The sequence below is a fragment of the Desertivirga brevis genome (assembly GCF_017355835.1).
This window is the reverse complement of the sequence record NZ_JAFEWF010000005.1, coordinates 61,409-84,168: the sequence shown is the minus strand read 5'-3', so window position 1 is coordinate 84,168 and position 22,760 is coordinate 61,409. Positions and strand designations below refer to the sequence as shown.

At 41.9% G+C, this 22,760-nt stretch carries 15 protein-coding genes; 5 read left to right on the top strand and 10 right to left on the bottom strand.

Annotated elements, in window-relative coordinates; translation table 11 throughout:
• Nucleotides 1–271: 271 nt before the first annotated feature.
• Complete coding sequence (locus J4N25_RS13285; protein WP_207420132.1) at nucleotides 272–2,872, bottom strand: DUF3857 domain-containing protein; 2,601 nt, start codon at nucleotides 2,870–2,872, stop codon at nucleotides 272–274.
• Between the two features lie 238 nt (nucleotides 2,873–3,110).
• Entirely contained in the window at nucleotides 3,111–4,781 is a 1,671-nt protein-coding gene (locus J4N25_RS13280) for a glycosyltransferase family 39 protein (protein WP_207420131.1), read from the bottom strand.
• Between the two features lie 203 nt (nucleotides 4,782–4,984).
• On the opposite strand from J4N25_RS13280, the gene J4N25_RS13275 reads away from it, so the two are divergent.
• From J4N25_RS13275 to J4N25_RS13260, 4 genes are all read left to right on the top strand, one after another.
• The gene (locus J4N25_RS13275; RefSeq protein WP_207420130.1) at nucleotides 4,985–5,686 is read left to right on the top strand and encodes an HAD family hydrolase; all 702 of its coding nucleotides are present in this window, start codon (nucleotides 4,985–4,987) and stop codon (nucleotides 5,684–5,686) included.
• Between the two features lie 132 nt (nucleotides 5,687–5,818).
• Nucleotides 5,819–6,844: a UbiA family prenyltransferase gene (locus J4N25_RS13270; RefSeq protein ID WP_207420129.1), complete on the top strand. Its 1,026-nt coding sequence runs from the start codon at nucleotides 5,819–5,821 to the stop codon at nucleotides 6,842–6,844.
• Between the two features lie 81 nt (nucleotides 6,845–6,925).
• Nucleotides 6,926–7,342 carry a GtrA family protein gene (locus J4N25_RS13265; RefSeq protein ID WP_207420128.1) on the top strand — a complete coding sequence of 139 codons (417 nt, stop codon included), beginning with the start codon at nucleotides 6,926–6,928 and terminating at the stop codon, nucleotides 7,340–7,342.
• 297 nt (nucleotides 7,343–7,639) lie between these two features.
• Nucleotides 7,640–8,059, top strand: a complete 420-nt coding sequence (locus J4N25_RS13260; protein WP_207420127.1) for a response regulator — start codon at nucleotides 7,640–7,642, stop codon at nucleotides 8,057–8,059.
• Between the two features lie 14 nt (nucleotides 8,060–8,073).
• Here the strand turns inward: J4N25_RS13260 and J4N25_RS13255 are convergent, their stop codons facing one another.
• Nucleotides 8,074–9,537: a PAS domain-containing sensor histidine kinase gene (locus tag J4N25_RS13255; protein WP_207420126.1), complete on the bottom strand. Its 1,464-nt coding sequence runs from the start codon at nucleotides 9,535–9,537 to the stop codon at nucleotides 8,074–8,076.
• A 104-nt stretch (nucleotides 9,538–9,641) separates the two neighbouring features.
• A complete protein-coding gene (locus J4N25_RS13250; protein ID WP_207420125.1) occupies nucleotides 9,642–10,019 on the bottom strand; it encodes a BLUF domain-containing protein in 378 nt (125 codons plus the stop codon).
• Between the two features lie 221 nt (nucleotides 10,020–10,240).
• On the opposite strand from J4N25_RS13250, the gene J4N25_RS13245 reads away from it, so the two are divergent.
• Entirely contained in the window at nucleotides 10,241–10,639 is a 399-nt protein-coding gene (locus J4N25_RS13245; RefSeq protein WP_207420124.1) for a response regulator, read from the top strand.
• 30 nt (nucleotides 10,640–10,669) lie between these two features.
• Here J4N25_RS13245 and J4N25_RS13240 read toward each other — a convergent pair whose 3' ends face one another.
• From J4N25_RS13240 to J4N25_RS13215, 6 genes are read right to left on the bottom strand one after another with little or no spacing between them, the layout of a single operon-like run.
• Nucleotides 10,670–12,907, bottom strand: coding sequence for a glycoside hydrolase family 3 N-terminal domain-containing protein (locus J4N25_RS13240; protein ID WP_207420123.1), 2,238 nt, complete (start codon nucleotides 12,905–12,907; stop codon nucleotides 10,670–10,672).
• A 1-nt stretch (nucleotide 12,908) separates the two neighbouring features.
• Nucleotides 12,909–14,321 (bottom strand): hypothetical protein, encoded by a 1,413-nt coding sequence (locus J4N25_RS13235; RefSeq protein WP_207420122.1) that lies wholly within the window; start codon nucleotides 14,319–14,321, stop codon nucleotides 12,909–12,911.
• A gap of 10 nt (nucleotides 14,322–14,331) precedes the next feature.
• On the bottom strand, nucleotides 14,332–16,191 hold the full coding sequence (locus J4N25_RS13230) for a glycoside hydrolase family 2 protein (protein ID WP_207420121.1): 1,860 nt from the start codon (nucleotides 16,189–16,191) through the stop codon (nucleotides 14,332–14,334).
• A gap of 54 nt (nucleotides 16,192–16,245) precedes the next feature.
• Nucleotides 16,246–17,985: a RagB/SusD family nutrient uptake outer membrane protein gene (locus tag J4N25_RS13225; RefSeq protein ID WP_207420120.1), complete on the bottom strand. Its 1,740-nt coding sequence runs from the start codon at nucleotides 17,983–17,985 to the stop codon at nucleotides 16,246–16,248.
• Between the two features lie 11 nt (nucleotides 17,986–17,996).
• A complete protein-coding gene (locus J4N25_RS13220; protein ID WP_207420119.1) occupies nucleotides 17,997–21,053 on the bottom strand; it encodes a SusC/RagA family TonB-linked outer membrane protein in 3,057 nt (1,018 codons plus the stop codon).
• 24 nt (nucleotides 21,054–21,077) lie between these two features.
• Nucleotides 21,078–22,760 (bottom strand): RagB/SusD family nutrient uptake outer membrane protein, encoded by a 1,683-nt coding sequence (locus tag J4N25_RS13215; RefSeq protein WP_207420118.1) that lies wholly within the window; start codon nucleotides 22,758–22,760, stop codon nucleotides 21,078–21,080.

Below are 22,760 nucleotides of genomic sequence, written 5' to 3'. Positions count from 1 at the left end.
GAAACGAAAATAATATTTTTTCCTTCAGATTCAAGTGATACCAGGTTACATAGAATAAGTTCGGGCTAAGCGAAATGAAAAGCTTCACCCAAACTTAAATAACCGCTTTTTTTTAAGAACAGCTATATACGAATATTGACGTACTGCTGAACTTGCTTTTTACCCGTTCAATACCCTCTTTTAAATTGTCGGATTGCTCCTTTCCAAGGGCAAAATTAAATGCTTGCTCATAAGCATGAATTGCAGGTTTTAACTGCTGATTTCTTAAATTTTAAACTCCAATCTCTTCATCTTTTTTCTCCACCTCTTCTTGCACTTCAAAATATTCTTCAGGATAAGGAATTATAAATGTTTCTTTTACACGGGATGAGCGAGATAAATAAGCAATCCAAACAAAAGAACCTATTATCCCTCTTACTGTATTTGCGTCGGTAGTGTCTTTTATATTCAAAAATACGGAGGCCAAAAAGGTATCTGCTAGCGCAAAAATTAAAGAGAACCCTAGGACAGCGCCGGTAACTTTTGGAAATATATCTCTCTTCTTATACATTAGGAACAGGCAAAAGGCGGCTCCCAGAGATAAAAGAATATTACCTGCGACTTCAAATACAAGCAGAATTTTGAAAGCTGTAACCATCTGCCGGCCATCATATGCCGCCCACAAATTTGAACTAAAATATTCCTGACTAATAACAAAGTAAAGCGGTCTGATAACTGTTGCTAAAAGGGAAAAAGCCAGGAATATGAGCCAGCCTCCTATCCCTGCTGGTTCGTATTCAGGCATTTCGGTTGCAGTATGCATGGTAGCTATACGAATTATTGCATAAACTCCTGAAGCTAAAATAAATAGGGCAAAGAGAAGCATGGGGTAATTAGTTCCTCCTCCAGCCTTTGTCGCGTCAGGGTTATAAGTAAAGGAAAAGCCAAGGTAATTATTATCAATGTCTTCGACATCCTTTACCACCTGTTTTACATCTGATGTTGGAATATGGTCTGCAGTAAGGCTGTACTGGTAGTCCAGATTTAATGTATCTCCTACTGTAAATGTGCGGTAATAAAGTCTGTACTGACTTCGTGATATTTCTTTGTTCTCTGGCTCAATTCTCCAGCCACCGGGGAGTACAATGGAAGCCGTATAAGATATGGAGTACTGATAGTTTAGGTAGGCAGGACTTTTTCTCGTGGCAGCCACCTTAGGCAGAACGTTTTCTATCTGGTAGGCGTAGAACTCCCCCTTACACCCCGACTTATCTTTTTCTCTTTTAAGGAAGTTGTCGATTTTGTAGAACTCCTCGATCTCGAGTTCATTTTTGCCCCGGTTGTCATTAATCTTTACCGTATCAACTGCTTCAATCTCCTTATATAGTCGCGCATAATAGTCTAAATAGCTTTTCTCAGCTTCTGTAATGCTTTGATTTGCTAATGACGATCGCACACTTTCGGCCATATTACCTGTATATTTTGTCTTTACATATAGGGTTGCTCCCATCGTCGCGGAATCAACTGTAAATGTTTCCCGCATGGTAGAAAATCCGGCTGCCACCTCAGGTATTGTACTTAAGGTATTGCTACCAGGAGACACTATAAGAGCCATGCGGTAATTGGGGAACCATAGGTCCGTACCCTTGCCTCCCTGTCCGCTAATGGTAGGGTCTACCCAAATTTGCTTCCCACCGACATAGGCAATTACAACCGCATGGTTGAAATTTAAAGGTGAAGGCAAATAACTTGCCACTTTATCCTGGTAATAGGTATTAATCAAAGCCATATTTGCCTTGATACCTCCAAATTCGAGGATAGACATCAACAACAATGATTTATCCTTACAGTCGCCGTAACGTTGGTCAAAAACTTTTTGAGGATTGTGAGCTTTATGGGAATAAACTCCCATCTCCACTCCCATATATCTAACCTCATCTTGAACCAAGGTAACAGCATCACGAAAGTAACCAGAAAGGTTACCTACATTTTTCTTTTTCAGAGCCTGCACCCTTGATGCAAGTGCTCCTGAGAAACTCGTAATTGGCTTATTTAATTCATTAGCCCATATAGCTACTTCTTTCCAATTCTGGTAATCGCTGATTTGGACCCTCTTAAAATCATTATACCATGAAGGTTGATTTTCTTCCTGGATTGCTGCCTTAACCATTAAAGCCTCCCAGGTGTAACGTTTCATTCCATTAAAACTTTCAATTTTAGGACTGTGAACCTTGTTGAAGTACTTAAAGTTCAAATTTCGAGATGAAGAACAAACTACACTTAAATAAGCCTTATTAATAGCTGTATATCCCTGGAGATAGAGTTCCTTACTAAATTTCCCTTTGAAAATAGGATTACGTCCAGTAATGGAATATGAATATTCAATCTTATCTCCTTTTCGAATATCATCAAGGATAAGGTAAGCAGAGTAAGTGCCCTGGTAAATGAAACGGGAAAGGTCTTCCTCGTTTGCAATTACTTTAAAAGCTTTTAAATTCAACCTGTTGGAGGGCTTTCCATTTCTCCAAATAATGATTTTGTGGAATTCCAGTTTCTGAAAAGAGGGATCAAAATCAACTGAAATTTGAGATGCATTCTGTACTCCCGACTCACTGATGATCTGCTTGCAGTAATGTAGGTAGGAAACTTCCTTTTCTACATGCTCTTGCATATCCACAAGAGTGAAATAATACCCTTCACTTACCTCACGAGAATTTACTCTTTGAGCTGATTCGAGTATCGGGTTGATCCAGGTTGGATTAGCTGAGGAAAAGATCTTGGGAATTTGAGCTGCATTGGATGCAAATGCTGAAATGGCAATAATGCTAAAAGAAATTAAAAGTGCTTTTAAGGAGCGACTAGCGGAAGCTGGAGCTGAAAAAACAAAATTCATAAGGTTTGGCAATTACTAACAAGTGTGAACCAATAAATTGTTAGTGGTAAATATAAATAAGAAGGGGTTATAATCCAAAGGCATTAATCAAGAGAGAATCTGAAATGCCGTATCATGGTGCTTATACTGTCTCTCCTGTAAATTAGAGGGTCTCGCTGCCAGTAAATTCGAGATAAAATACCGGTGCTTTAACGAAGCGGAAAAAATCAAGGGGCTGAAATGCAGCCCCTCGACTTCTTTATTTTAATTGCTTTACAGTTACCAAAACAACCCTCGCCTGCTTGGTATCAAAAACATCAGACTGCTTTCCTAGAGTGGAAAAACGCTCGAGTGTTTTATTACGAAGGGAATAATTTTTCCAGTACCACTCTGGATGTCCATCATAATCGCCGATATCCACCCAGTAATCCTTTTCGTACACGATCCAAACCCGTTTGTATTTCTTCAAGTTATTAATATCCTTATTTAGGTTATTCAAGTAATCTTCCGCATTTTGAGAAACTTTTCTGTAATCGTTCCCCCGAATTCCATCATATCTAAGATCATACGAATCTTTATAGAAAAGATAACCGTAACGAATGTTCCAGTAAACATAGACTGCATCCCCAGGCTGAAACCTTTGGTTAACATATAGCCAGCAATCCCTTTGGTAGTTTCTTTTATATCCTCCAAAAAGATTAGTATCAGCTACCTGAGCGGCAGAAGTACCAAGCGGCCCGAGTAGTAGCAAAAATAGAAGAACTGGCTGAACATAGGTTGTTTTGGAAAAAGTATGCGAAATACGATCAAATCCTTTGGCAATGAAAATAATGATTAATGGACATAAGAAGAGGATAAGTCGCTCGTAAAAGGGATATTGCCGAATAGCCGAGGCAACCATGGCGAGCAGCACTGGCAGAAATAGTATCATGAAAACCTTAGGATTCTTTCTGATATAAAAGACCATACCGACAACCCACAATGTTAAGGATATTACACCCATCCTACCAATAATCCGAACCACTCCATTGTCTACATCCACAAACTCCCATAATAGTCCTAGGGGGTAAAACAACATCTTGTATGGCATTTGCAGTAGGAATGACAAATCAGCAAACGATTTAGGAGGAATAGGGAGGTATGCTTGCCTGATGTCAAACCAGTCGATTAACCACCCTGAATTTGTTTTTTGGTAGGTAAAGAGGAAGAAGTTCATGAGGAAACTTAGCATCCACATTGAGAATGGAATAGCCTGAAGAAAAGCTCTTTTCCATCTTCCACGAATAATATTATTAATGGTAATAGCTAACGCCATTCCAGTTAGGACAAAAATTGAAGAATAGGAGAACCAGATAAGAAGAGCTCCACCTATACCCCAACCTATTAGTTGAGGGATTTCCTTTTTATGCTGGTACCTGACGTAAAGATAAAGGGCAAGGATAGTAACAAGTACTTCGACGCCGTATTGTTTAATTTCTACCGAATGGTAAATAAAAGGTGGCGCCAAGGCGAGAATGCCAACAGCGGCAGCGACTGCAGCAGTACTTAGAAAACGCTCGGCAACTTTTTTAAAGAAGAAGAGTGAAGCTATCCCACTTAAGAGAGGAATAAGCCGGAGAGCCATTTCCTGTTTTCCAAATGCCATGACTGATAATTTCACCAACCACAAAAAGCCAATGGGTGCTTTTTGTTGGTACTCAAGAGGCTTTACCGCTAATTCCAGAAAATCCATCTTTAAAAAGCTAAGGCTTAAATACATTTCGTCTGTCCACAGTGACCGGTTGTAGATATAATGGAAGAGACGAAAAAATATACCAATGGCTATCAAAACATAACTTAATGTTCTATAAGCTGATTTCGAAAAGGTAAAAGCTTTAGTGCTTGTTTGGGTTTCACCACTTAATGCTCCAGTCCTTGTTGTTATTTGCATACGTTTTCAACAGGTAAATGTTTGCCCTAAAAAAATACGGGCAGTAGATGTAAAACGAAGGTAAAGACTTTAAAAAATAAAATTTCATAAAAAAAGGCCTTTTTATAGAGTATTTTTTATAAATTTCGCAATAATTAAATAGTACAAATAAAAAGCAAAACACTCACCGGAACAAGTTGTAGTATTTTCAATATTTAATTACAATGGAAGCGAACAAGCGGCTCAACATTGAAGACATCAAGGCTGTAATATTTGATGTAGACGGAACACTATACGAACAGTCGAGATTAAGAAAAAAAATGCTTTTCATTTTATTGAAGTACTATTCATTGCGTCCATGGCGATTCAAAGAACTTCAGGCTTTATACCATTTTCGCATTGAAAGGGAGAAAAGGCCTGGATATTCCTGTGAAGACCTGGAGAATGAGCAATACACCTGGTGTTCGGATAAGGTAAATCTTAAGCCAGAGCAAATAAAGCAATTGGTAGATCGGTGGATGTTTAATGTACCCAATCAATACCTTCCAGGATGTGTTTTTCCTGGCATAAAAGAACTGTTCGGTATATTGAAAGGAATGGGCTTGAAAGTTGCAATTTACTCTGATTACAAAGCAGAAGATAAACTTAAAGCAATGGACCTGGAAGCTGATCTCATTATTAGCTCGACAGACCCTTTTATAAGTCGTTTAAAGCCCGATCCTAAGGCCTTGCTCTATATCGCCAATAAATTTGGACTGCCGCCAAGCAGCTGTCTTTTTATCGGCGACCGGGAGGAACTGGATGGCCAGTGTGCAATGAACGCCGGAATGCCCTATCTCATTATCGACAAAAAACCTTTCAACACGTTTGATTTTTACACAAACCTGATTGCTGAAATTTCTCCCGCTTCCGCAGAAGTACAATAAAACATTCTTCGAACATCGAAGATAATAATACCACCTATGAAAATACACAGACCAGCACCTACAAGCCGGGAGCCACCAAATGCGCGCACCCCAAAGAATCAGAATCTACTATTAACTACCTAACTAAGAAAAATGAAAACAACTCCTCTAGCTGTTCCGCATCCTGGAATTGAATCCCCTACCCGACCTGCAGGGTTTAAAGAATACGTTACCATTGCACGTCCCGATCATTGGTTTAAAAACATCTTCATGCTGCCAGGCATGTTGTTTGCCTACATGGTTTACAATACACCAATAGATGGGGCATTTCTACTTAAAGCAATTACAGGAATTGCCTGTACTTGTTTGATTGCCTCTGCCAACTACGTGATCAACGAATATCTCGACGCAGAATTTGACCGTCATCATCCAATTAAGAAAAACAGGACAGCTGTACAAACAGTACTTAATCCTGTGTATGTAATGGCACAATGGCTTTTACTGGCGGGTGCAGGTTTAACACTTTCTTATTTTATCAACATTCCTTTCTTGCTTCTGGAAGCATTCCTTTTGTTTATGGGAATTATGTATAACGTGAGACCCTTCAGAACTAAGGAAAGAGTTTACCTCGACGTACTTTCAGAATCGGTAAACAATCCGATACGACTAGCCCTTGGTTGGTTCATTTTTATTCCTGCCACTTTACTTCCTCAACAATTTTCAGATCCGGCATGGCTTGTTATCCCTCCTAGCAGTATTATTCTTGCTTATTGGATGGGAGGAGCATTTTTGATGGCGACTAAACGTTTCGCTGAGTATCGCTTCATCAATGACCCGGAACAGGCAGGTTTGTACCGGAAGTCGTTTAAGTATTATACTGAGAATAGCTTGCTTATTTCGATGTTCTTTTATGCACTTACCGCTGCCTTCTTCCTGGGAGTATTCCTAATTAAACACCGTATTGAATTGCTGATAAGCTTTCCATTTATTGCCTTGCTCTTTGCCTGGTACCTTAAATTAGGTCTAAACCGTAATTCGGTGGTCCAAGGCCCTGAGAAGCTGCACAAGGAAAGAAAATTCATGCTGTACGTTGCGTTTGTAACCATCCTTGTGATGTTACTGATCTACGTAGATATGCCGGCCTTACACTGGTTCCTGAAGCAATCCTTTCAATACTAGAATTTGCCAAAGTATTCCCGGAGCAAATGCCGGGAATACTCTTTATATTCTATAAATATCAAAAAAAGAACAAAACGTGCTATGAATAAAACGAGCATTTTAAGTCTAAAAGAATTATCAAGACATGAAATCACACGCTTTTTAATAGTGGGTGTTTTCTCTTTTCTTATTGAATTCTGTATTTTCTCCCTATTAGTTGATGTTCTGGGAGTGCCCTATACCACAGCAAACTATCCAGCTATGGGCGTTGCCATCATTGCTAATTACTACCTTACCCGCAAGCATGTATTCGTTTCATCCCGGTATAGTCAGAACTATACTTTTATTCTTTTTTCAGTTTTCACACTAATGGGTGCCCTGCTCAACCAATTTCTTTTATGGTTCTTTGTAGAACAAATAATGGTAAACATAAAAGCAAGTAAGTTTCTTGCTGTGGGTTTGACAGCTGTATTCAACTTCCTCACCAAGAAGTATTTTGTATTTACAAAAGCAGATTAAGTACTATTACAAAAATGAGTTTAAGCTCAGATAGGCATCGGGCAACCTCTTTCCTTTCCTGGTTAACTATAGCGGAACCCTATTCTCGCCATTTTTATTTTTACGCTATACCTTCATGTATATATAGCACCTAACCTTGTCCTATAGCTATCCATAGGGTAGCTTAACATTTGAGTGTAATATCTAATAGAATTATAAACCTTTTTGAAATTAATACCGTACAAGAACCACTGATTAATTAAAACCTCTCCTGGTTTATTGTATTTCAAGCTTTAAAAAGACGCTTAAACAATAAAATTGGATTTACACTTAGAAAATATGCACCAGGTTATACTTATTGATGACGATCCAACCCATCACTACTTAGCAGAAGCGCTGATAAAACATCACAAAGTGTTGGAGGATTACCGTAGTTATATTGATCCTAAGGCCGCTTTAATTGACCTGGTTGATGCTTATTATACTACTGGTCAACTGCCCGATATTATTTTACTTGATTTAAATATGCCCGGTGTAAGTGGATGGGAATTTCTTGAGATGTTTGAAAACCTGAGAGCACTGATCAACAAGGATATTAAAGTTTTTATAGTTACTTCTTCTATTGATCCAAATGATAAGGCAAAGTCTCAGTTCTATTCGGCAGTAAAAGGTTTTTATTCGAAGCCGCTTTCTTCAGAAATACTAAAAGCTGTAGCTAGTAGCAGCAGCGAAAAATAGTAAGGTTTGGTCTTCTAAATCTCTTTATAGGGAATCGTTACAATTAGGCTGCACCCCTTACCTGGCTTTGAATCGAAAATTATTTCTCCCTTTAAAAGATGAACGCGGTTGTATATATAATTTAAACCAAAGCTTTTCCGTTTCGTGATGAGATCGGTTTCCTTTACTCCAATACCATTGTCTGATATCCTAAAAAATATATCTTCTTGCCGGCGTTCTATCATTGCATCAACCCGCGTTGCTTTGCTGTGTTTAACAATATTATTGACAATCTCCTGTATGATCCGGAATACAGCGATCTCTGTCATTTGGTTAATTCTCTTCTTGAGACCGGTGATATGCACATAATATTTAATGTTCGATTCGGGTAACTTAGAATCAAAAAGGTCTTTTAATGCTATCTCCAAGCCATAGTCCTGCAAAATTGGTGGCATAAGCTCGTGGGAGATAGAACGAACTAACTGAATCGCGCTATCAAGTAATTTTTCGGCTTCCCTGGCTTTTCCCCTGATTTGAAACTTTGTTGCCGTTAATAGCTGACCAAACTCATTGTGTAAGGTTTCTGCTATACGCCTCCTTTCCTCTTCCTGGGTTTCCATTACCGCATTTAGGATCGCGTTTTGCTTTTCTTCTTCGGCCTGCCGCAGCTTTGCTTCTGCTTCTTTCCGTTCTGAGATGTCAATATCAACTCCTAGCATTTTTATCTTTTCGCCAAACTCATTGCTGTAAGGCACCGCTTTGATATGAAGGCATTTCTTTCGCTCAGCAGTTTGAATTACAATATGCTCATCGATGGGAACAAATTTGTTCGTTATTTTGTCAATCAGGTTCTCGGCTTTGAGCTTATCCTTTTCTGTTACAAAATCAAGATATAGTTGGGGTGAAACCTCGGTTCCGGGAGTGATCCCAAAAAGAACATACATGCCTTTTGACCATAGGGTTGTTCTACTGCTCAGGTCGTATTCCCAGCTACCAATTGAGGCAACCTGCTCTGACTGCTCGAGAATAGCGAGATTCTTTGCATTCGCAGCTTCAGCTTCCTTACGTTCTAAAGTATCATCAATACCTTTTTCCTTCTCCGTAATATCCTTAACTACCCCAAAAAATTTAATTGCATTGCCTCCTTTGTCGGAGATTACCTTCCCGTGTGATTCAACGGTTCTCCAGGATCCATCTTTTCGCTTTATCCTGCGGGTGTAAAAATAAGGATCCTTATCAATCGCTGCTCTTTCCAGTATCCTCCTTATTATCATGGCATCATCAGGGTTAGAACGCCCATCTATCCAATCGAGGCTTGGAACAAAAGAATTATAGTCCTCCCCGAAAATCTTATACATACCTTCAGAGAAATAAATTGTATTAGTATGAAGATCCACCTCATAAATTCCGACCCCTGAAACCGCATCTATCAGATGCAGTAAGCTTTCGAGCTCGCGGCTTGACCGGGTTTGCGAATGAAAGTGAGTTTTATCGTTCATTTTAAGAAACTAGATACCCCTTAAACAAGGGAAAAAGAATTTGGTAAGCGAATCTTGAAAAAAACAAATGGGCAAGAGCAAGGCATTTTAATCTAACGGAATTACTACCCAAGGAGAATCTGCATTAGTCGCTGACTCCTTTCACCGTCCAAATTCACCGTATTCTTTGCTTGCTCAATGTTCAAATCAAGCTGATCATATCCCATTGCCCAATCTTGAAAATACCGCTCTTCAACATAGCCATCCTTCAATTTCTGAACAAACATATGACGTCTGTCCAATCTAATATTCATATATAATTGATCAATCGCGCCTTTAGATCCTTCAATCAGCTGAACATACATTTCATCCAACATCAACAAAGTTCCTGTTACATTGTGTCGCTTATTCGTTTTTACACTGCTGTCCAATAGTTTATTGGTCTCTTTAACATCCAAGGCACGGCTTGGTATGCTGGAATAGATTAGAAAATAGTAATTCATCTTTTTTGTGTGTGTGGGGGGGGGTATTAAAAAAACTTACGGTACTTTCTACTGAAGTCCTATACATATCGTATAAGTAGAAACTCTAACGCTGAAAAAACCAACTAATTTCAGAGGATTTAAACTATTATCAATTCGGGTAAAAACACCTTTTAAAACGGGTATTTCACGTCTTTAATATGGTTTTCAATTTGTTCACCTTTGCAATAGAATCTAGCAATATGAAAAACAATAACCGCCTTCTCCTGATTGAGGATGACAAAGATCTCCGTGAGATCTTACTGGAAACGTTAAGAGATGATAATTGGGAGGTAAAAGCAATAGAGGGCACCAGGGACGTGATTTCGGATGTTCAGGAATTTCAGCCCAGCCTTGTAGTGGTGGATTACATTTTGCCTACAATAAACGGGGGGGAGTTATGCCACCAGGTAAAACAAAATCCGTTAACAAGTGAAATCCCGGTTATTATGCTTTCAGCTTATCCGAGGGTCCTGAATTCATTGGGTAACTATGGTTGGGATATGTTCATAGAGAAACCATTTGATCTTTGGTTCCTGCTGGATAAGATAAATCAATATTCCGGAGCTAAAGCTTCATATTTCCAGGGGATGAAGGTTTAGTTCCACCCCCTGGAAATATGATTTATGAGGCTATTTAAGCTCTAGCTTTTGGATAAACTTTATATCGTCAGAAGAGGCACCAACCATCAACTTAAAGTTTCCGGGTTCGGCAGTCCATTGTAAAATGCTATTATAAAAGGCCAGCTTTTCTCTGTTGATATTAAAGTGGATCTCTTTTGATTCTCCGGGCTTTAACGCTACCTTGATGAAATCCTTCAGTTCTTTCAGAGGGCGGGCTACGGAAGCTATTTCGTCCTGAATGTATAGTTGCGCCACCTCTTCTCCAGCTACATTTCCAGTGTTGGATATGGTAAAGCTTAATTCTGCCGACTCTGTTGACCTAATAGTAGTTTTGCTGATCTTTGGATTGGAATAAGAGAACGTAGTATAGCTTAATCCAAAACCAAAACCGTACTGAGGACTATTGGGAGAATCAATATAAGCCGATTTGTATTTAATATCTTTAGGATTTTTTACCGGCCGCCCAGTATTATACATACTGTAACTGATTGGTATTTGTCCCACCGAACGGGGAAAGGAAATGGGCAGTTTTCCGGCAGGATTGTATTCTCCTGTGAGTACATTAGCCAAAGCGTTACCCGCCTCTGCTCCCAGCCACCAGGCGTACACGATGGCCGATGCCTTTTCTGTGATCTTTGGAAAGATCAACGGTCGGCCCGCCATTAATACCACAACTACTGGTTTACCCGTGGCCTGAACGGCTTCGAAAAGCTCCTCTTGTTTTCCGGGAAGATGTATATCAGTGCGCGATTTTGCTTCTCCACTCATATCATAGCTTTCTCCTAATGCCATTACCACTACATCAGCTTGCTTTGCGGCCGCTATCGCCTCTGCAAAACCGGCTTGGCCATTATCTGTAATATCGCAGCCTTTGGCATGGATGATCTGTGAGGATGGATTGATCTTACTCCGAAGTCCTTCGTAAACCGAGGTTACCAGACTGGTGTCTGAAAGAGGGATCCAACTGCCTTCAAGGTCTCTTTTTGATTTTCCGAGTGGGCCAATAAGGGCGATTGTTTTTACAGCTCCGGAAAGAGGCAATACTTGTTTTTCATTCTTCAGGAGCACAATTGATTTTTGAGCAACATCCCTTGCAACCAATTTATGTTGGGGGTCATTCAAAACCTTCTGCTCTCTGCCAGCGTTTGAAAAACGATAGGGATCATCGAATAGGCCCAGCTCGAACTTCTTGTAAAGGATCCTCCTTACGGCATCATCAATTAGTTTAATATCTACCTTCTTTTCTTTCACAAGAGTTGCAAGATTCTTCTTGTAGGCCTCTGCTTCCATATCCATATCACTCCCGGCAATGATGGCTTTAAAGGCAGCATCTTTCTCATCCTTTGCGTACCCCCAGGGTACCATCTCGCCGATAGAACCCCAATCGCTCACTACAAAACCCTTATACCCCCACTTTCCTTTGAGAATATCACGTTGAAGATAAGAATTACCTGTTGCCGGAATTCCATTCAATGTATTGAAAGAGTTCATAAAAGTGGCTACACCAGCATCTGCTGCTGCTTTAAAAGGCGGAAGATATGCCTCCCAAAGTAATTGATTACTCATGTCAACAGCATTATAGTCGCGACCGGCAATTGCCGCACCGTAGCCCGCAAAGTGTTTTGCACAAGCCATTACTGCATCTGTTCCGCCTAGTTTTTCACCCTGGAAGCCAAGCACACGGGCACGTGCTATGAGGCTACCGAGATAGGTGTCTTCGCCAGCTCCTTCCATCAATCTGCCCCACCTTGCATCGCGGCCAACGTCGACCATCGGTGCGAACGTCCAATGTAAGCCTACCGCAGCGGCTTCTTTTGCCGCAATATGGGCCGAAGTGCGAATCGCTTCCAGGTCCCATGACGCTGCCTCAGCCAAAGGAATTGGAAAGACAGTTTTATAGCCGTGGATCACATCCATGCTGAATAGCAAAGGAATCTTTAGTCGCGATTGCAGGGCAACGGCCTGGATCTCCCGGGTATCCTTCACTCCGTGCACATTGAGCATGGATCCTACCCTGCCGGCCTTAATATCGTTTAATAGGTAAGTTTGCCTGCTAGTGACAGGGCCTGTTACCTCCCTGCCAGAGTACTGATTCAACTGACCCACCTTTTCTTCGATGGTCATTAATTTTAAAAGGGAATCTACCCGTTGGTTAATCGTTTTTTTCTGTCCAAATGCAGGAAAGCAGGAGAAGCCTAGTGCTACCAGATATATAAGCAGCCTTCTTTGGTAAATACTCAATTTCATTCTAATTATGCTTATCAAACCATTCGGTCAATGGGTACATTTGTGTGTTCAGTTCTTTCGATTTCTGAATCAAGGGTGTGTATTCCTGATAATCATTATTCACAATTCCCTTGTTCGCGTTGGTATTGGAGGGCTCAGCGTTCTTTTGAGTGGGATCATTGTCAAGGTATTTAAACCAGTGCCAGCCAATGCAACTTTTCGATTCAATCAGGCCGAGGACAAAGTTTTGATAGAAGAGTCCGCGGTCTTCCTGAGTTTTTACAATCCAACCAGCTCCTGCAGTGTTCCCTAAACCAGAGTCCTCCCCTTTGACATACCACTCGGTGATAATGCAAGGTTTCCCTGACCACTCTTCCCATTTCTTCATCTCGGAAATATTGGGCGTCCAGTGATTATAGTAATTGACAGAAACCGCATCAGCATATCTTCCAACCGCTCGTTGCAGTCCTGCAATATTGCGTTGCCCACCATAGAAACGACATCCGAGGTAAAGGTGATTGGGGTCGTATTTGCGGATAGCCTTTGAAACTATAGAGAAATAACGGTCGGCGGCATATTCCAGAAATTCTGATCGAACCTCGTCATTGATCTGCTCTTTACGGATTCCCTTTTTTTCGAGCCAAGTGCTAGCGGCAAGGTATCCAGGATCAGTCTGATCTTTCAAAGTAAGATATCCCTCAAGGTTTTTCAGGCTTAAAGGCAGTTCGTTATCCGAAAAATATCCGAAAAGATTTTTGTCGTCTTTGTTCTGAATAAGGCGTTTTGCATATTCATTGCAAAAATCCTCAAATGCGGGATCGAATAAAAAGATCACGTTATTAGGGTAGCCTTTATGGCCTGGCACTTGAAATGTTCCTCCTCTTTTATCACCGTAAGCACTCATGAAATCGAGGTTAATGGTGTACGCCAAAGGCTTTTTGCTTTGGATGGCTGATTTTCTTATGGCCTCGACATTTGACCATGCACCAGCCCCGTTAAACCCGTTGCTTAGCAGAAGCCGAAGTGTCTCTTTCATCCAGTTTCCAGGCGTACCGAAATTATCTTTCAAGGCCTTCTGATTCCTCTCTGATTTTCCCATATTCACCGCATTTAGGGCATTGTGTAAATAATAATACCCTTCAGGATCGATAGCCCACCAACGGCCATCGATCTTTTTCACCTGAAAGAATCCGGTTGCTTTTGTTCTATGATCCAGCCACCCTCCGTACTTACTAAGACGCTGTGGTTTGAAGTTGTAGCCATTAAGCGTGCTTAAACTTCGTGTGGAGTACTGTTTGTAAGCCGTAAAATCATTACTGCCATCAGCATGGTTAATGCCCTTTCTTGCAGCTACCTTAAGCTTAAAATCAGTGCTATCTTGTGCTGAAGCCTGTAGTAACAGGGCTAGAACAGCTGCTGTTAAGATTGTCCTCATTGATTAAGGCTTATTTAACTGCGCTTAAACTTCTACTCTGACTACTATATTTTTCTGCCATTTGAGTATAGAAAGACTGTAAGACGAAGAATGCCTTCTTCTTCTCGCCGGTTTCGGAAAGAAGTCCTTTGCGATTCCAGAAATTTTGATAGACAGGGTGTTGTCTTCTCGGAGATTTGAAATCTGTAAGGATCCATGGTGTCATTCCTCGCAAACCATCAATGGTTTTAAGCATTGTGATTTGATTTTTGTATAAGGCTTCCTGATATTCTTCAGACCAACGTGTGTCTTCATCCGCGTGAAAACCAGCAAGCGCATCTCCTCCAAATTCCGTGATCACCACAGGCTTGTTGTACTTAATATTGAAGTGATATTTAGTGATCTCTTTTGGTGTGCCTCCCCAGTACCAGCCAGCGTACTCATTGAAGCTTACCAAATCAAGCTTCTCGCCCAGTACATCGTTTACAATTACCTCTGTACCATTACGGTGCACTTCAAGGGCAGCTGCTACCAAACGTGTATTATCCTGAGAACGGGCAAAAGCTGCCAGGTTACCCATAAATTGGTGGCGTGGTTCGCTCAATGGTGTTTCGTTTCCTATAGACCAGACAATAACGCTGGCGCGATTCTTATCCCGGTGGATCAGGTCGCCCATCTGCTTTTCAGCATTAGCGTAAGTATCGGAATTCTTCCATGAGATAGTCCAATAAACCGGAACCTCAGCCCAAACAAGCAGTCCCATTTCATCTGCCAAACGTACCATGTCTTCACTGTGAGGATAATGAGCTAAACGAACGTAATTGCAGTTCAATTCTTTTGCCCATTGCAGCATCATACGCATATCACCCTCAGAACGCAGACGACCCGACAAAAGAGGATTCTCATCGTGAATGGAAATGCCCCGAAGAAAGATTGATTTTCCGTTTAACAGGATGTCTTTTCCCCGTGTTTCAATAGTTCTGAAGCCAACCCGGTCTTTCAAATTCTCAGAGCCCGACGAGATAGTAATGTTATATAGTTTAGGGTTCTCGGGAGACCAATAACTTATTTTTTTCACAGGAATGCTGAGAGAAATCTTCCCTGCAGTGTCTGTTTTAGCTGAGGTGTTTATGCCAAGCTCAGGGATTTTAATGCTAACGGATTGTGACTTTGCAGCACCTGCCAGTATCACTGATGCTTCTATAATATCTTCGTTCTGCATTGCCAGCTGGACTTTATAATCAGCAATATAAGTTTGAGGCAACTCTGCAAGGAAAACATCACGTGTTATTCCTCCGTAATTCCACCAGTCGGTATTTATCGTCGGAATTTCATCCTGCCTGCGGGTATTGTCAGCCTTCACAACAAGCGAATTATTTCCTTCTTGCAGAAGTTTGGTAACTTCAAACTGAAAGGGTGTAAATCCCCCTTTATGAATACCCAGCTTTTTGCCGTTAAGGTAAACATGGGCTTCGTAGTTTACAGCACCAAAATAAATGAAATACTTTTTATCTTTTTTAGGTGAAGCTGAAAATTTTCGACGATACCAAACTGTGCCCTCGTACATTTCCAGTTTCTCCACCTGGGAATTCCAGTCGCCCGGAACATTCAGGGTCGGTGAAAAATCAAAATCGTATTCTACAAGTTCTGATTTATCTTTCGGCTTTTTGTCGTCGTAGAAACCACCCTTGCCAGATGATGTCTGATCAAATGCCTCTCTCCTGTAATCATAGAAGCCATTTTCGTACGGATCGACTATATAGTTCCAGCGGCCATTAAGGCTCTGGATCTGTCTGGCTTTAATATTCTGAATAAGCGAACCCTGAGCAAGTGCAAGGTGCCCGGTAAGTGTAAATGCAAGCAGCAATAAAAAAAAACTTTTAATTTTCATAATAAGAGTATTTCAGCGATATAAGTGTGTTGTTTATTGAATGTGCTTATAGTATTAATAGCCTTTATTTTGAATTAAGGCGGGCTGCCTGTTAATGTCTGTCAGGGAGAATGGGAAGCGATAATTCTTTTCTTCAAAGACACGTGTTTCAATTGGGAAACGTTGATAATTGAAGGTATTGTTAGCGTTCTTAGTAATGCGCATACCTGTAACTGGCTTATTCAGGTACTTTTCGCCCTCCTTCCACCTACGAACATCATAAAACCTGTGTCCTTCAAAACAAAGCTCCACCCGGCGTTCATTCTTTATCCGTTCACGCATTGCATCCTTCGACAGACCTATTGGTATGGGAGGCATCGCAATCCCTGTACGTGCCCGCACCTGATTAATTGCCGCACGGGCCGTAAGCGGAAAAGCTTTCGCATCGGAAGCTGTTGGTAAAGCATCTGGTCCTGCCAATTCGTTTACAGCTTCAGCATAATTTAAGAGAATTTCGGCGTAGCGAAACAAGATCCATGGGCGACGGGCATTACTTGCTGGAGTGACATTATAATTCACTGCCGATTGCATAAACTTACGCAGGTAGTAGCCAGACCTTGTGTAATTCACCCCACCATTCAAACCATCCTTCCCGCCAACAAAGGTTTCTACCAAAGGTGTTCCTTTCCAGCTAGACCCATTAATAATAACACTCAGAGCTAGTCGGGGATCGCGGTTCAAGGTGAGGTTTTGATCTGTATATCCTGAAGCAGGGTCTGAAATTGCGTAGCTGTTATTGCCAACTTTCACCTCGAATGCATCTACCATTTCCTGAGTGGGGTTGGTACGGCCTTTTCCTCCGTTGTAGCTTACGGGTGCATTATTAGCTTCGATGTCGTTACGGTTGTCGACCCTGGTACCAAAGATATATTCCGGATTGTAGACCTGGGTGAAGACCTGGCTATAGTTGCTATGGATCCTGTGCGAATTTGCTCCTGCCGCATCAAGGATAAAGTCGCGAGTAGCCTGCGCAGCAGCCTGCCACTTTTCCTGGGAATTATTCTCATTGTTTAGAGGACTTGCAGCATATAATAGTGTTCGGGACTTAAGGGCCTGAGCAGCAGCTTTGGTTGCCCGGCCGCGGAAAGCAGCATCCCAGGTACCGTGCCACAAAGGAAGACGTGTAGCTGCCGAATCGCAATCCATTACGATCTGTCGTACCACTTCATCATACTCGTTTTTAGGAACATTAGGATCCTCGGAGGCCTCAAAAGAACGGTTGAGTACAGGGACTCCACCGTAGCGTTTCAAGAGTTCAAAGTGATAGAATGCTCTTAAAAAATAAGCTTGTCCTTTGAGTCGCTCAATAGTACGGCCGTAACTGTTCTCGTTAAGTTCCTCGGTAGCCTCCTCCTTCACCGGAACGATGGCCTTTGCTCTTTCAATATTTTCCAAAAACACATTGGTTTTACGAATTCCTTCATACATATCAGCATACACATCGTTGAAGGTGCGCCCTGGTCCCCAAGAGCCGTTATTGATCCAATTAACCGAAGAGTTTGGATTCGAGTTAACGGCTTCATCAGATGCTGAAGCCAATAATGCTCCATCTCCATCAAGGTTATATTCATCCGGAAGGTGTGAATAAGCACTATTCAGGAAATTCCGCGGCCAGTCGCGATGATTCCAAAACTGCTCTTCGGTTACCTCATTGCCACCTGTGTCCTTTCCGTCGTTCAGGAAATCTGATTTCTCACAGCCTGCTATCAGGAATGGGAAAAGTAGTATGGCGAGTTTTAAATTTCTTGTTTTCATATTCCTTGGATTTAGAAAGTTAGGTTAAGGCCAGCTGAAAATGTCCGCACGTAAGGATAAGAGGCATTATACCCTGAAGTAGGCATTTCGGGATCTATGTTTAATTTATTCAAAGAGCTAAAGGTTAACAAATTGAATCCGGTAAGATAGAATCTTAGCGCACGGATGCGATTGTTTCGTAAAATACTTTCCGCTGGGAAACTATAACCAAGCTCTGCTACTTTCAGGCGCATATAATCACCCGAGCGAAGCCAGAAGTCGGACGCCTGAGTATTATTAGATCTGTTAGCGATAGAAAGCCTTGGGTAAATAGCAGTTTCTGCAGTTTCCGCCGTCCATCTCTGTGCGGAGAACTGGTTGATATAGCCATTATTATTAGTGCCGCTATTTACAATGTTAGCTATAGAAACGGTGCGTCCTTCAACGCCCTGGAAATTTGCAGAGAGATCAAATCCTTTGAACTTAAGGGAGAGTCCGAAACCGTAGTAAGAACGGGGCATATCGGCATAATCAGAAGCGACCATATCGTTGGCATCTATCCTGTTATCGCCGTTCATATCTTTATACCGGATATCTCCAATTCTTGCGCCTCCACCAAAAGTATGGGAAGGTGCGTTGTCGATCTCTTCCTGTGTGCGGAAAAGTCCGTCGGATACCAGGAACATACGCTGATAGTCTACATCATTTTCGCGATTGAACAGTGCTAAACGCCCTACATTACGACCAATTTCGCTCTGGTAAGCAGGTAATCCCGGAGCTTCGTTCAATGCAAGGATCTTGCTTTTCACCCTGGTAAAGTTTCCATTTAATGCAAACGTTACTTTATTAACAGTTCTGACATAGCTTGCTGCTGTTTCAAAACCTTTATAATTTGCTTCTCCCTTGTTTACCTGAATGCGACCAATTCCAAGGACCCGAGGTGATAAGTCGTTAGTCAGCAGGTCTTCTCTGTCTTCATTAAAGTAATCAAAAGAGATATTTAGGGTTTGTTTAAGAAGACGCGCATCTAAACCAATACTGGATTTCTTAGCCTTTTCCCAGGTAAGAAAAGGATTACTTAAACTGATCTCGGCGGCACCATTTGCATTACTATAGCCTGTTCCAAAATTATAGCCAGTACCTGTGCGATTATAGAAGTCATTGAAAGCTCCTCTCCTGACACCCATATCGTCGCTTCCCACAATACCATATGAGCCGCGAAACTTGAGGTAGTTCAGTACAGAAGAAACAGGTTTGAAGAAACTTTCATCTGAAACGATCCAGCCAGCTGAGACTGCAGGAAAGAAACCAAACCTCCGGCCTGGAGCGTATCTTTCAGATCCGGTATAAGCAGCAACGAAATCAGCAAAATAACGTGATTTGTAAACATACGACAAGCGATTGGATATGCCCTCATGACGTGTCTCAAGTACATTGGGAGCAGCCTGAACCGTGCGATGAAGTCTGGTCGAGAAATTAACGCCGTGCTTGCCAAAGGTGTTGTCATAGTCAAATCCAAACCAGAACTCGTTATTACGGAGATTACCTCCGAAGGTGTTATCCCGGTATTCTATCGGGCCATTCTCTGCGGTACCAATCCTCTGGTATGTACCATCTGTGGCCTGACTAAAGATCTCGTAGGTTTGTCTTATTCCATACTGGTAGGTTCCTATAATGTCGTAGCTGTAAAGAATATTAGCCGACAGGCCAGGCAGGAAGTTAAGTTTCTGCTTAGCGCTGATAGTAGCGAGCAGGGTTCTTGACTGGTCGTTAATATTACCACTGCTTTGGAGCATTGCCAGGGGGGTATTCCTGAATAGATCTGATCCACCGTAGGAACCATCGGCATTGGTTAATGGAAAGGCATTTGGAGGAAGGGTATTGATAGTCTCCATAAAGGTTTGAACACCTGAAGATGGATATCTTATCACTTCTGAGCGACCTCCAAAATCGATCGTAGCGTCGAGAGTTTTAGTGATGTGTAGATCCAGGTTGGTCCTAAAGTTATACTTCTGGTAATTTGCATTTGTTTTGTACTTATCTGTACGGGCATTATCAAACAAACCATTCTGATTCATGTGATTAAGCAATACGTAGTACCTGGCAAAAGCATTCCCTCCGCTTACTGTTGCAACGTATCGCTGCACACTGGACGCATCCTTCAGAAACATACTACTGTAATTGTTATTTGGATAGCGCAGAGGGTCTGAGCCGGTGGCATAGGCATCTAGTTGCGTACTTGTATATAAAGGTGCGTTTCCATCATTAGCCAGCGCCTGGTTATATAAGGACGCATAGGTATAAGAATCAAGTGTTTTTGATGTGTATACCGGCGTTTGCACACCTCCCTGCGCATCAAATGTGAAACGGGTTGCAGAAGGATTACCACGTTTGGTTGTTACATAAATAATACCATTAGCTCCGCGCATTCCGTACCAGGAAATGGAGGCAGCATCCTTTAATACGCTGATGCTTTCTACCTCGTTCACATCCATATTATCAAAACTCCGTTCAATCCCGTCAACCAGGATAAGAGGAGGCTGATTACTGTTATAAGATGAGCGACCGCGAATAGTGAAGGATGCATCATCAATACCAGGGCGAGAACCCATCTGCTGCACATACAGTCCCGGCAATCTTCCAGCCAAAGTATTTGGTAACGACGATAAAGGAAGCTTTGGAAGGTCGGAACCTGCAACTGTGCTTATAGAGGCGGAAACATATCTTTTTTTGCGAACCCCAAAAGGGATAAAGACATTGTCATCGTCGCCGGCATCTATTAAAGCTTGCTGTAGGGTAACACGTAGATCTTTACCATCCAGCACACGACGCTCTGCGGTGATGTATCCGGTTTTTTTAAGGATGATAACATCTGTATTAAGGGCGCTAATCTCAAAACTTCCGTCGGTCGACGTTACTGTGTTTGTTTTCTTTTCCTGGATAAGAATGTTTACTCCTTCCAATGGTTTTCCATCCGCATCTGCTACCTTACCTGACACACTGATAGGTTTGGCAGCATTCTGAGCTTTGCTGCTGAAGCTGTAAAAGAAGCTGCACAGCAGGATATAGATTATAACTTTGAATTTCATTGTACTGCGTTTAAGAATTCCTGATTACCATCCCGGATTCTGAATCAACTTCCCGTTACTTTTATAGACCTCATTTCGTGGGAAGGGATATAAGTCCATATAACTCTCGTGCCTTTTCTGGTAACTTTCAGGAAGCGTGATACATGTATAAGTAAATCTGCCGTTACTGTTCCTTGTTACCCTGACGGCTCGCATAGGTTGGGTAATTACATCGGCTGCTCTCCACCGGAGCAAATCATACCATCGAATGTCTTCGAAGGCCAACTCAACTGCCCGTTCGTTACGTATGCGCTGTCTCATCTCCTCTTTAGTGAGACTTGCAGGCAGTTCAGGCATTCCTGCACGATCTCTTATCTGCTTTATAGCCTGGTAAACGCTCGCGTCTGGAGCATCCAATGCTTCATTTTGCGCTTCCGCATAATTAAGCAGTACTTCACCATATCTGAAAAATATATAGTTGATAAAAGCCTGGTTAGTAGCGTTAGCCTTGTAAGCTTCAGGCCAGAACTTGCGGCAGTAATAGCCGGTAACAGTATGCTTTACGCTACCTTCTACAAAGTCAGACTCGGTTGGGTGCTGAGACCACATATCTATCCTCCATCCTTGCCATGGGCGGTCATTATACAAGATATTAGCATAGAACCTGGGATCGCGGCCAGCATATGGGTTTTGTGCTGAGTATCCTGATGCAGGATTTGAGATAGGTAAACCAGTTGCCTGCATCTCATACAGATCCACATGGTTTTGAGAAGGATTTAAGGTGCCTTGAGCTCCCCCTGAGCGGGGCGACATAACGAAATCTACTAACATTCCCTCACGGCTTCTCGCATTGCGCGGTTTGATCATGATATACTCGTCAGATCTTGCATAATTAAGCAACTGATTATAGTCTGTTCCTGTGAGTGTATAAGGAACAGTCCTTTCATTATTCAGATCAACCATCAAACGGCGCGCGGCAGCAGCAGCAGCAGACCATTTAGCCCGGTCATTCTCAGGGTTATGTAAAGGACTTGCGGCTAATAACAGTAATCGTGCGCGTAGTGCATAAGCAGCCCCTTTGGTTGCCCGTCCGTACTCAGAATCCTGATACTCAAGAGGAAGGTTTGCATCTGCAATATCAAGGTCTGAAAGAATAAAAGCTACACATTCATCGAAAGTACTTTTTGGCTTGCTAATATCAGCATTAGGGTCGGCCTCAGCTTTTGTTTCGAAGATCACACCTCCAAAGCGCTTCACTAGCTCAGAGTAATAAAATGCCCTTAGGAAATGCATTTGCCCACGGTACTCCTTTCTCAGATCCCGGCCGCTAGTAGGAAAAGGAATCTGATCTAAATGTTCCAGAACTTGATTTACTATCCGGATGCCCTTGTATGAATCAACATAGACAGTAAGGATGTCATTAGTGACACCACTATAGGCGTGAGCCTGATAGTCGCCAGAGTTAATGGTACGAACCGCCACATCATTATTTGCAGAGACAGCTTCATCTGAAAATTGACCGGAAATGCCTCTATGGACGTTAAGCCTGGCATAGTCGTCAATAAGAAAATTATAGGCATTATCTGCAAACTGTGCGGCAAGTGTAGGATTGGCAAAGACAGCACTTTCCGGAAGCGCTACTTCGGGTGCACGATCAAGGTAGTTATCGTTACAGGATGTTAAGGCAAGCGCAAGCGCGAAGGCTGCGTATGTATATAACCTTTTCAT